The organism is Bifidobacterium asteroides, assembly GCF_009683175.1.
GTDB lineage: Bacteria > Actinomycetota > Actinomycetes > Actinomycetales > Bifidobacteriaceae > Bombiscardovia > Bombiscardovia asteroides_H.
In genome coordinates, this window is sequence record NZ_WKKW01000001.1 from 285,468 (window position 1) to 296,200 (window position 10,733).

The 10,733-nt window shown below is 59.1% G+C and carries 11 protein-coding genes; 4 read left to right on the forward strand and 7 right to left on the reverse strand.

The window, feature by feature from the left end:
* Positions 1–140 precede the first annotated feature (140 nt).
* Positions 141–1,046: a HAMP domain-containing sensor histidine kinase gene (locus GKC41_RS01270; RefSeq protein ID WP_324611996.1), complete on the reverse strand. Its 906-nt coding sequence runs from the start codon at positions 1,044–1,046 to the stop codon at positions 141–143.
* 49 nt (positions 1,047–1,095) lie between these two features.
* The gene (locus GKC41_RS01275; protein WP_154312578.1) at positions 1,096–1,788 is read right to left on the reverse strand and encodes a response regulator transcription factor; all 693 of its coding nucleotides are present in this window, start codon (positions 1,786–1,788) and stop codon (positions 1,096–1,098) included.
* Between the two features lie 157 nt (positions 1,789–1,945).
* Here GKC41_RS01275 and GKC41_RS01280 point away from each other — a divergent pair, with 157 nt between their 5' ends.
* Both GKC41_RS01280 and GKC41_RS01285 read left to right on the forward strand, forming a co-directional pair.
* Entirely contained in the window at positions 1,946–2,878 is a 933-nt protein-coding gene (locus tag GKC41_RS01280; RefSeq protein ID WP_154312579.1) for an ABC transporter ATP-binding protein, read from the forward strand.
* On the forward strand, positions 2,875–3,651 hold the full coding sequence (locus GKC41_RS01285) for an ABC transporter permease (RefSeq protein ID WP_154312580.1): 777 nt from the start codon (positions 2,875–2,877) through the stop codon (positions 3,649–3,651). Before GKC41_RS01280 ends, GKC41_RS01285 begins: the two co-directional genes overlap by 4 nt.
* Here the strand turns inward: GKC41_RS01285 and GKC41_RS01290 are convergent.
* The 5 genes from GKC41_RS01290 to GKC41_RS01310 form a co-directional block, all read right to left on the reverse strand.
* Positions 3,648–4,820 carry a glycosyltransferase gene (locus GKC41_RS01290; RefSeq protein ID WP_154312581.1) on the reverse strand — a complete coding sequence of 391 codons (1,173 nt, stop codon included), beginning with the start codon at positions 4,818–4,820 and terminating at the stop codon, positions 3,648–3,650. The two genes, GKC41_RS01285 and GKC41_RS01290, sit on opposite strands and share 4 nt — an antisense overlap.
* Positions 4,821–4,897: 77 nt before the next feature.
* A complete protein-coding gene (locus tag GKC41_RS01295) occupies positions 4,898–5,761 on the reverse strand; it encodes a MetQ/NlpA family ABC transporter substrate-binding protein (RefSeq protein WP_154312582.1) in 864 nt (287 codons plus the stop codon).
* A 33-nt stretch (positions 5,762–5,794) separates the two neighbouring features.
* Positions 5,795–6,676, reverse strand: coding sequence for a MetQ/NlpA family ABC transporter substrate-binding protein (locus GKC41_RS01300; RefSeq protein ID WP_324611997.1), 882 nt, complete (start codon positions 6,674–6,676; stop codon positions 5,795–5,797).
* A 25-nt stretch (positions 6,677–6,701) separates the two neighbouring features.
* The gene (locus GKC41_RS01305) at positions 6,702–7,382 is read right to left on the reverse strand and encodes a methionine ABC transporter permease (protein WP_154312583.1); all 681 of its coding nucleotides are present in this window, start codon (positions 7,380–7,382) and stop codon (positions 6,702–6,704) included.
* Positions 7,379–8,431, reverse strand: coding sequence for a methionine ABC transporter ATP-binding protein (locus tag GKC41_RS01310; protein ID WP_324611998.1), 1,053 nt, complete (start codon positions 8,429–8,431; stop codon positions 7,379–7,381). Before GKC41_RS01310 ends, GKC41_RS01305 begins: the two co-directional genes overlap by 4 nt.
* Positions 8,432–8,566: 135 nt before the next feature.
* Between GKC41_RS01310 and purT the strand changes: the two genes are divergently transcribed.
* Together purT and purC are read left to right on the forward strand one after the other, a co-directional pair.
* Positions 8,567–9,874 (forward strand): formate-dependent phosphoribosylglycinamide formyltransferase, encoded by a 1,308-nt coding sequence (purT, locus tag GKC41_RS01315; protein ID WP_154312584.1) that lies wholly within the window; start codon positions 8,567–8,569, stop codon positions 9,872–9,874.
* A gap of 77 nt (positions 9,875–9,951) precedes the next feature.
* Positions 9,952–10,704, forward strand: a complete 753-nt coding sequence (gene purC, locus GKC41_RS01320; protein ID WP_324611999.1) for a phosphoribosylaminoimidazolesuccinocarboxamide synthase — start codon at positions 9,952–9,954, stop codon at positions 10,702–10,704.
* Positions 10,705–10,733: the final 29 nt, after the last annotated feature.

Below are 10,733 nucleotides of genomic sequence, written 5' to 3' on the forward strand. Positions count from 1 at the left end.
TAAACAATCAGTTTTAGGTACTGTTAGATTCATGTGCTGACACTATTCTCCGCCTACATGCACTGCGGCCTGTCAAGGTCTTGCCATAAAGGCCATGGCAGGCCGCTGCATTTTACCAAACGGTCGCAAAACCACGTTGTTCATAGTTCCTTCGGTTGAGGAGCATCACTCAGCAGCAAGTGGACCAGGAAAATACCCTTGCTGGATTCCAGCCTCATGGAGCCTCCGAGCGAATCCACCAAAGAGTCAACAATGCTCAGACCCAGGCCTGTGCTTCTGATCTTGGTCCGAGATTGGTCGTCGGTCTGGAACCGTTCCATGAGCCTGTTCACCTCGACGGCTCCGCCCTTGGTTTTGTTGCCGAAGTCCAGATGAATCCGCCCGTCTTCACTCTTGTTCAGTTCAACCCAGGCTGATTCGTCAGCATACTTGAGCCAGTTGCCGATCAGGTTCTGAATTATTCGACTCATCATGGTCTGGTCCGTCGTAATTTCCACACCAGTTTGAATCCTGGGCTCCACCGTGACGGACCGCGCAGTCAGCGAATCGAAAGCGTTGAAGAGCTCCTGCTGAACCAGTTCCGATAGGTTCACCCGGGTCAGATCCAGGCTCACACTCTTCTCTTGTATCAGATTGAAATCCATCAGGTAATGCAGATAGTGATCCACCGACTGCAGGTTATTGAGGATCCTGCTCAATTGCTCCTGATCAGCCGATCCTTCCTTGAGCAGTTGGGCGTATCCCCTGGCCACGGTCAGCGGAGTCTTGATGTCATGGGTCAGATTGGTCAGCATCTGCCGGACTTGCTTGTTCTGCTCAGCCTGGGTGATCTGCAGCCGCCTGGTCTTGTTCAGAACGGCATTGATCCTATCCGCCAGAGTGCGGATGAGCCCGATATTGGACCCAGTGGTTACCAAGGCATTGGTGTCGGCATGGTTGATGAAGTCCAGATCATCACTGATCCGTTTGAGGTCGGCAATCAGCATTATCAGGCCAATCGCCAGGGCGAGGGCGACAAGACCCAAAACAAGTGCGGCCACCTTCACGGATTCACCTCCGACGACCCTTATTCATCGTTCTTTCTTCCATCCGAATTCAGACCAGGCGAACGCCGATGCCCCAGACCGACACAATGTAACGCTGACCGCCGGCGTACCTGTTCAGACTGGTCCGCAGGGTGCTCAGGTGCACATTGAGAGTATTCTCGGCATTGATGTATGGCTGGTTCCAAACCTGCCGATAAAGGTCCTCCTTCTCGAAGACCCGATGTGGATGGTCCATCAGAAGCTCAAGGATGGCGAATTCCTTGCGTGCCAGTTCGACCCTGTGCCCATCAACGCTGACCGTGTGCTCCATCCGGTCCAACTCGATCCCCTGAAAACAAATCTTGGCATCCGATTCACCTGCTGCATCCGCATCCGTTTTCAGTGCCCCGGATTGGCGCAGCTGGACCTGGACACGAGCGCGGAGCTCGTCAATGTCGAAAGGCTTGGTCACATAATCATTGGCGCCCTTCTCCAGGAGGCTGACGGTTCTGGTCTTATCCTGAATGGCCGTGAGAATGATGACCGGCACCAACGACAGATGCCGGATGGCCTTGAGGACGCTGTCCCCGGTGACTACAGGGAGCATCAGATCCAGAAGGATCAGGTCGGGTTCCTCCTGCTGGAAGCAAGCCAAGGCCTGGGCACCCGTCGTCGCCTGAATGATCCGGTAGGTCCCACCCAGCACATCCTTGAGCAGGGACTGGATGTCCTCCTGATCCTCCACGACCAGAATCGTCAGCATACTGTCTTCCTTTCGCGAGTCACCCTCATGTTACTGAAGCCGCTTAACGAGGCCGATCTCGCCCAAGCGGATTTATGCAATTCTTAATGATTTCTTAGCCGTGCAATTAAGAAAGGCATTTTAGATTCTTTGATAGCAACACAGAGAAAGGAACTCCATGGACGATACCATTCTGGATATTAGCCATGTCAGCAAACGGTTCGGCCGCTTCCAGGCACTGGACGATCTCAGCCTTTCCATAAACAAGGGCGAGGTCTACGGACTGATTGGCGAGAACGGCGCTGGCAAAACCACTCTGATGCGTCTGATCACCGGGCTCTCCCCCATCCAGGAGGGAACCATAAGGCTGATGGGGCACACAATTGGCAAGGACAGCCGCATACTAAGCAGAATAGGCTCGATCATTGAGGCTCCGGCCGCCTTCAAAAAACTGACCGTCAGCCAGAATATGAAGCTGACAGCCATCCAGCACGGGCTGGCCGACGACAAGGCCATCGATCAGACCATCGACTTCGTTGGTCTGCGCGAGAAGGCCAAGACTCGGGCCGGTCACCTCTCTCTTGGCCAGCGTCAGCGCCTGGGGTTGGCCATGGCCATCCTCACACGGCCTGATTTCCTGATTCTGGACGAGCCCATCAACGGCCTGGACCCGGCAGGAATTATGGAATTCAGAACACTCCTGGACAGGCTCAACAAGGAACGCCAGACGACCATTCTCATCTCCAGTCACATTCTGAGCGAACTCTATTTGGTCTCCTCCCGGTTCGGATTCATCAGCCACGGCCGCCTAATCAAGGAGGTCAACAAGGATGAACTGGACCGGATCAATCAAAATGGACTTTTGATTGACGTGGACCAGAGCTCCAGGGCCGCCATGCTCCTGGATCGCCAGGGAATCGGCCCCTTCCAAGTCCTTGACGACCATCAGATTCTGATCAGGCAAGGGAATCTGGAACCGGGACCCATCAACAGTCTTCTTGTTCAGAAAGGCATCCTGGTCAATCAAATCAGCCAGCAGAAGGGATCGTTGGAGGAATATTTCACAGATCTGCTCAACAAGGATTCTCAAGAGTCGAGGAAACAACAATGATTAACCAGATCAGGGCCGACTTTTACAGGCAGCGGAGATCCATCGGCATGCTGATTCTGCTCATTGCCACTATGGCACTCGGCATAGTGACCACATGGCGCAAGACCACTATAGGAATCACCACCGGAGGCGAAGAATACGCTCATAAACTGTCGGAAATCGAAGGGCAAAGCTGGACCATTAGGACAGGCCTGCAAGCAGGTGTCGCCTCCGCCTCGTCTCTAATCTACTTCTACATCGCGGTCTTCGTCATCGTCATTGGTGCGGAATACAGCCAGCACACTCTGAAGAACACGCTGACATCGGGCATCTCGCGCATACAGTTCATCCTCGGCAAGTATGTGACCATCCTGATCGACATCATCCTCCTAACCCTGTGCTACTTCATCACCATCCTGATCACCGGACTGGCCCTAGGAAGGAAACCGGGGGTAGACTGGGGCATCCTATGCAAAGATGTGGCCGTCATGACCCTATCGGTCAGCTTCTGCATCTCCGTCATCATCAGCCTGGGCATTATCCTCTTGATCCTTACCAAATCCCTGGTCATCCCAGCGGTGGTGATCGTGATATGGCCCATGCTGATCGGCCTGGTGGAGTATGCCTTTAAATTGAACTGGCTGAAATACCTCGACTTCGTCGGGTTCGGCGAACAGATCGTCCTGAACACTCTGAAGGCCGATCAGGCCTGGATCTACGCCGGAGTATCCGCAGGCGTGGTCCTGGTGGCCATCTTCGGGTCGGCTCTGATCATATCCAAGCAGGAAATCTAAGCCAGGTTAGACTGCACCTGGTCCGGCTCTCGATCGCTGACGGCCTGCACGGCCATATGGGCAAAGGCCTTGACGGAGGTATCCAGGGAGTAGTGTTCCTTGGCATGTTCGGCATAGCGTCTTGACCAGACTGCAAGGGGATCGGGATGGTCTACCCACCAGTCGATTTGCGCAGCTAGTGCCTGAGCCTTGCCGACTGGGAAGAGCGAGTGCTGCGTCAAGGCGAAATGACCGGCGGCGCTCAGGCTGGATCGGGCGATGATCGGGACTGCGCCGCAGGCCATCCCCTCCAGGACGCTGACGGATTCCAGATCCGCGATGGATGGGTGGACCAGCAGGTCGGCCTGCCTGAGCAGATCAGGCATGGTCGCGTTCTGATGGAATCCAATCGAAACCTGCATGCCGGCCAGCTGCCGAGCGGATTCCGCTCTCAGCCGGCGCTCCATGGGACCTGTACCTGCTATGGTCAAGCGGATCCTGTATTTGTTCCTGCACAAGGCCAGGGCACGGATCAGGGTCAGATGATCCTTTTCCCGAGCCAGCCTGCCGGAGGCCACGACCTGGATCAACCGACCGGATCGCTGCCGCTCGTATCGGTCACCAGGGTTGAACCTGGGCTGGTACCCGTTGGATATGACGTGCAGGCAGGCCTTGTACCCATGCGAGCGCAGCAGGTCGGCCGTCAGCTGGGTAGGAACGTGGATGTGTCCGACATGATCGTAAAGCCAGAACCGAAAGAGCCGGTAGATAGCCGCGTCCACCCCGGGCCACCAGCGCAATGGACCTGCGGAATAGGTGATGTTCTCAGGCTGGATGTGAAACCCTGCGGTCACCGGTATACCCATGGACCTAGCCTGGGCCAAGGCCGCGCGGCCGAAGGCGAAGGGTTCGTAGATATGGACCAGGTCCACACCGGCAAAGGCCCGTCGGAAGAGTTCCGGATCGGGACGAGCGAAGCTCATCTGCTGCCTGGCCGCCACACGGGAGACCAGAGGGATTCGATGCACCCGTGCCGGATAGTCTGTCGAGCCCGCCCCCACCAGACGGACCCTGTGCCCCAGCACCTCCAGACCCTGGGCGTATTGGATGGCGGAGTTTGAAGTCCCATTGCCCCTGTTGCCGAAGGAGTCCAGGACCAGGGCCAGCGTCAGGCGATCATGATCCCTCATCAACGTTCCCTCCGCTGTTCAACAGTTGCAGACTTGGGCCGGACCAAGACAAGGCGACCACCCGATTGCACCCACTATTAGTAGGAGAAGGCCGGGACGGCCGCACCGCGGTAGTAGCGGTTGATGGCATCAGCCACGTAGCGGCTGTGGTAGGCGGAGACTAGAGCCGTATAGGCGGGGTCGTTTTTGTCGGCCTGCCTGGCCACGATGATGTTGACATAGGGGTGATTGGCTGGCGATTTGAGATCGCCGGGCACCTGGTAGATGGCATCCTGGATCTTCATGCCGGCATCCAGGATGAAATTGGTGTTGGTGATGCCGGCCGCATAGTCGGGCAGGACCTTGACGATTCCCGGCGGATCGACCTGGTCCAGGACCAGCCCGCGCGGATTGTCGACAATGTCTTCGGGAACCGGCGTGGTGGCCTTGGGGTCGCGCAACCCGATCAGTCCGGCGCTGGCAAGCACCTTCAGGGACCGGCCCAGGTCGATGGGATCGCTGGGAATGGCCAGCCGCTCGCCATAGCCTATCTGGTCAACGCTGCGGTACTTCTTGGAGTACAGGTTGAGGGGTGAGATGTAGGTGTCTCCGATCGCTGCGAACCGGTACCCGTGCTGTTTGGACTCCTGCTCCAAAAAGGCATAGTGCTGGAAGGCGTTCAGGTCGATTTCCCCGTTGGACAGCGCCTGATTGGCGTAACGCCCGTATTGGAAGGATCGGAGCTTGATTTTTATGCCTGCCCGGCGCTGGTCCAGTTCATGCTGAACGGCCTTCCAGATCTCCTCATCGGCATCGCCCACCAGGCCGATGCTGATCTCCCGCTGGCCGCGTTCGGGCTGATTGACCTTGACATAGGCCACTCCCATCAGGACGGCTACCACCAGGATGACGACCGAGACAGCCGCCAGCTCTCGTTTGGCCTTGGTTCTTCTGGTGCTCATATCCGTCCTCCTTCATTGCTGGAACCTATCGCATCAGGAAACCTTGAAGGCCGGCAGACAGGCGCCCTTGTAGACACGGACGATGGTGTCGGCCACGGGCTTGGAATGGTAGGCGCGCACCACTGCGGCGTAGGTGGGGTTGTCCCGCTGATCCTTGGTGGTAACGATGATGTTGATGTAAGGCTTGTTGGACGGGTTCTGCAGATCGTAGGGAACCTCGTGGATGGCATCGTGCACGCTGCGACCTGCGTCGACCACGAAGTTGGCATTGGTGACCCCGCCCGCATAATCAGGCAGCAGGTTGAGGATACCGGCCGGATCCACCTGCTCGATGCGCAGATGCTTGGGATTGTCCACCACATCCTCGGGCAGCGGGTTGGTGGCCTTGGGATCGCGCAGACCGATCAGCTTGGCATCGGCAAGGACCTTCAGGGCCCGGCCCATGTTGGTGGCGTTGTTGGGGATGGCCACCCGGTCGCCGTCCTGGAACTGTGAGGGCTTGGCATAGCGCTGCGAGTAGAGGTTCATGGGCGAGATGTATGTATTGCCAAGCACGGCCAGCTGGTAGTGGTTGGTTTTCACATCGTCCTCCAGGTAGGCGTAATGCTGTGCGGCGTTGAAGTCCACCTCGCGGTTGGCTGTGGCCTGGTTGACGTAGATGGCATCCTGGAAGGGCTTGAGCTCGATCCTGATGCGTTCGCCCCGCCGATCCAGCTCTGCCTGGACGGCCTTCCAGATCTGATCGTCCGAGCTGCCGATGACCCCGACCTTGACGACCTTGACATCGGCACCCACCTGGTTCAGACGGACATCGGTGCCAACCACCAGCGCCAGCAGGAGGACGATGACCAGGCTGAGCGCCGCCAGCTGGATCTTGGCTCTGTTCTTTTTGCCGACGCGATTACGACCGACCACGATAATCTGACCTTTCCCGGGTTGCTCAGTGTTCGACGACTTCGGCCAGAAGCCGGCCGAACAGTTCGATCAGGGCGATGAAGATGACCAGAACGATGATGGTGGCGATGGTCACGTCGTTCATGGACCGCTGGTAGCCCAGACGGATGGCAAAGTCACCCAGACCGCCGCCGCCCACGATGCCCACGGTCGCGGTCTCGCCCACCAGGCTGACGATGGTGATGGTGGTCACCCGGATGATTGAGGGGATGCCCTCACGCAGGTAGACATGCCAGATGATCTGCCAGGTGGTCATACCCATGGACTCCGCCGCCTCGACGTACCCAGGGTCCAGACCGGCAAGGGCCGATTCGATCTGTCGGGAGAAGAAGGGCGTGATGCCCACGACCAGCGGGAAGATTGCCCCCTTGGGCCCGATGGCCGTGCCCATGAGCAACCTGGTCACCGGCACCAGGGCCGCCGCCAGAATGATGAAGGGGATGGAGCGGAAGAGGTCGATCAGCTTGTCCAGGACGGTGAAGACCAGGCCGTTGCGACGGATGCCGTCGCGTCGGCTGATGATCAGTCCCACCCCGATGACCAGAGCCAGCAGGAAGGAGATCACCCCGGAGACGCCGACCATAACCAGGGTCTGAACCATGCTGCTGAAGAACTCCGGCAGCCGGCTCATGACGTTGGGGAACCAGGTGGTAAGCAGGGACGTCATGACTTGAGAACCTCGATTCCGATGTTGCGCGAGCGCAGGTATTCCATGGCCTGGCGGATATTTTCAGCGTCGCCGCCCATCCTGACCACCAGTCCACCCAGGGGCGCCCCCTCCACCACATCGATGTCGCCAAAGATGATGTTGACGTCCAGGTTGTAGCGACGGCTGATGGTGGAGACCAGGGCCTCGGAGACCTCCTTGGAGACATAGGACATGCGCATGAGGATCTGCCCGGGGTGCAGGGCCACCAGGGGCGAATCGGCGGCCATCAGATCCCTGACCTTATCCAGGTTGGAGGTTGTGGCCACGAAGGATTTGGTCAGCTGGGCCTTGGGATCTGCAAAGACGTCGAAGACCCTGCCCTGCTCCACAATGACGCCCTGGTCGATGACCGCCACCCGGTTGCAGATCTGTCGGATGACCGACATCTCATGGGTGATCATGACGACGGTGATGCCCAGCTGGTCGTGCAGGTCACGCAGCAGCTGAAGAATGGAGCGTGTGGTGGTCGGATCCAGTGCGCTGGTGGCCTCATCACTGAGCAGGATATCCGGTTCGTTGGCCAGGGCCCGGGCGATGGCCACGCGCTGCTGCTGGCCGCCGGAGAGTTCGGCAGGATAGTGATCGGCCAGCTCGGTCAGCCCTACCAGTTCCAGAAGCTCGGCCACCCGGGCCCGTCGGGATGCACGGTCGCGGCCGCCCCCCCGCAGGGGAAGACCCACATTGTCGGCCACCGTCCTGGAAGGCATCAGGTTGAAGTGTTGGAAGATCATACCGGTACGACGCCTCAGGTCCCTCAACTCAGCCGGTGACAGATCCTTGACCTCACGGCCGCGAACCTTGACGCTGCCCGAGTCGTAATCCTCCAGCCCGTTGATGCAGCGGACCAGAGTGGACTTGCCCGCCCCACTCAGTCCGATGATGCCAAAAATATCCCCGGTCTCGACGGTCAGATCGATGTCGGCCAGTGCCGTCTTGTCTTCGTCGTCGTCGCTGTGATAGGTCTTGGTCAGGTGCTCCATCCGCACCGCCGGTGTCCGCTCGCTCACGTTCCCGCCTTCCCTGGTCGACTGCATGACATGGTAATCGTCCCGGCGGCCAGTGGACAAGAAGGCCTCTATAGATGTCGTTTATAGGCATGTATCGATAATTCACCTGCTTGGTCTACGGGTCGGTGGCAGAATATGGGTATGAGCGCATCCGGTCAGCAGCGGATTATCAATACCATCAATCCCGGGGAGCGACCGTTCGGCTCTCCTCTGGGACCAAGACCCACACGGGTCCTTCTGTTGGGAGCCGGCGAACTCGGACGCGAGATTGCCATCAGTCTGATGCGGCTGGGTGCCTGGGTTGGCGCGGCGGACTCCTACCCTGGCGCACCGGCCACCCAGGTGGCCCATGCGGGCTACCAGGTGAAAATGAGCGATCCCCAGGCTTTGGAGGACCTGATCGACAAGGTCCACCCCGATTTGATCGTGCCTGAAGTGGAGGCCATCGCCACAGACCGCCTGGTCGGTGCCGCGGCCCGGGGCATCCAGGTAGTGCCTGCCGCCCCCCTGGCGGCCATGTGCATGGACCGCCGGGCCCTGCGCGTCTTCGCCCACGAGCAGGTGGGCCTGCCCACCACCCCCTATCGATTCGCCGACTCCCCAGAAGAGCTGGCCAGCGCGGCGGACCAGGTGGGCTACCCCTGCATGGTCAAACCCCTGATGAGCTCCTCCGGCCACGGACAGACCCTGGTGCGGAGCAGGGAGGGTTTGTCGCAAGCATGGAATTCGGCACTGACCCAAGGCCGGGCAGCCACCAGGCATCAGGGCAAGGCCGAGGTCATCGTGGAGGCCCTGGCCCCCCTGGCCCATGAGCTGACTGTTCTGACCGTGGCCTCCTGCGCCGGCGTGGCCACCTGCACGCCCATCGGCCAGCGTCAGGAGGACGGGGACTACCGCCTCTCCTGGCAACCTGCGGATCTGAATCCTGACATCCTGCAGCAGGCCCGGAGTATGGCCACCCGGTTGGTTGAGGCCATGACCTCCCTGGCCCGCCAGAGTGGCGAGACCGGTTGGGGGATCTACGGTGTGGAGATCTTCGTCCTGCGCGACGGCTCCTTGCTCTTCAACGAGGTGGCGCCGCGCCCCCATGACACCGGCATGGTGACCATGATCTCCCAACGGCTGAGCGAGTTCGATCTTCACGCCCGGGCCATCCTGGGCATTCCCGTCCACCAGGAGGATCTGACCCTGAGTCTGCCGGAAGGCACATGCGCGGTCAGCCGGCCCATCCTGGTCAGGGGCCAGGGACCGGTCAGCTTCCAAGGCTTGCCCCAGGCCCTTGACCACCCAGGCACCGATCTGCGCATCTTCTCCAAGCCAGAAGTGCATGGCCAGCGTCGCATGGGCGTGGCCCTGGCCATGGGTCCTGACCTGCAGACCGCCATCGGGCGTGCCGAAGCCGTGGTCAACGATCTGAAACCACGAGTGGGCGCGGGGATGTAACCCGGGCTTGCTATGGTGGTCGTGTCCCAAGCAGTGCAGAAGTTTCCAATTCGCAACAAACTCGAGGAAGGCGAACAGTGGAAAAGTTGGGAATGCGCTATCAAGGCAAGGCCAAGAAACTGTACGAGACTGATGACCCGGACATACTCTGGGTTGAGTACACTGACCAGGCAACCGCGGGGAACGGAGCCAAGAAGGCCAACATCGAAGGCAAGGCCAGACTGAACAACAGGATCACCACGGTGATATTCTCCCTGCTGGCCCGCAGGGGCATCCCCAGCCATTTCGTACGCAGCATCTCGGATACCGAGCAGCTCAATCGCCGGCTGGACATGTTCCCCCTGGAGATCGTCATGCGCAACCGGGCTGCAGGCTCCTTCTCCCAGCGGTACGGGATTGCGGAAGGCACTGCTTTGAAACAGCCGGTGCTGGAATTCTTCTACAAGTCCGATCCCCTGGATGATCCATTTATCAACCGTGATGACATTCTGGCCCTGGGACTGGCCACCGAGCAGGATTTGGACATCATCGCCGCTAAGACCCGGGAGATCAACGGAGCGCTGACCAGCATCTTCCGCGCCATCAACGTAGAGTTGGTGGACTTCAAGATCGAAATGGGAAAGACCGGATCGGGCATCATCCTTCTCGGCGACGAGATCACCCCCGACACCTGCCGACTCTGGGCGATTGGCAACAATAATGACGGCCATGTCACCCACCTGGACAAGGACATCTTCCGCAGGGACCTGGGCAGCATCATTCCGGCTTATCAAACCATTCTGGATGGGCTGACCGAATTGGAGGAACGCGAAAGCCAATCGAACAGCTGAATCGGTGGACCCGGAAGCGAGCATATCGC

Coding starts and splice junctions, on each gene's coding strand:
- GKC41_RS01295 (WP_154312582.1), bottom strand. CDS start 5,761: ATGAGCACCAGAAGAACCAAGGCCAAACGAGAGCTGGCGGCTGTCTCG.
- GKC41_RS01275 (WP_154312578.1), bottom strand. CDS start 1,788: ATGCTGACGATTCTGGTCGTGGAGGATCAGGAGGACATCCAGTCCCTG.
- GKC41_RS01285 (WP_154312580.1), top strand. CDS start 2,875: ATGATTAACCAGATCAGGGCCGACTTTTACAGGCAGCGGAGATCCATC.
- purT (WP_154312584.1), top strand. CDS start 8,567: ATGGGTATGAGCGCATCCGGTCAGCAGCGGATTATCAATACCATCAAT.
- GKC41_RS01305 (WP_154312583.1), bottom strand. CDS start 7,382: ATGACGTCCCTGCTTACCACCTGGTTCCCCAACGTCATGAGCCGGCTG.
- GKC41_RS01290 (WP_154312581.1), bottom strand. CDS start 4,820: ATGAGGGATCATGATCGCCTGACGCTGGCCCTGGTCCTGGACTCCTTC.
- GKC41_RS01280 (WP_154312579.1), top strand. CDS start 1,946: ATGGACGATACCATTCTGGATATTAGCCATGTCAGCAAACGGTTCGGC.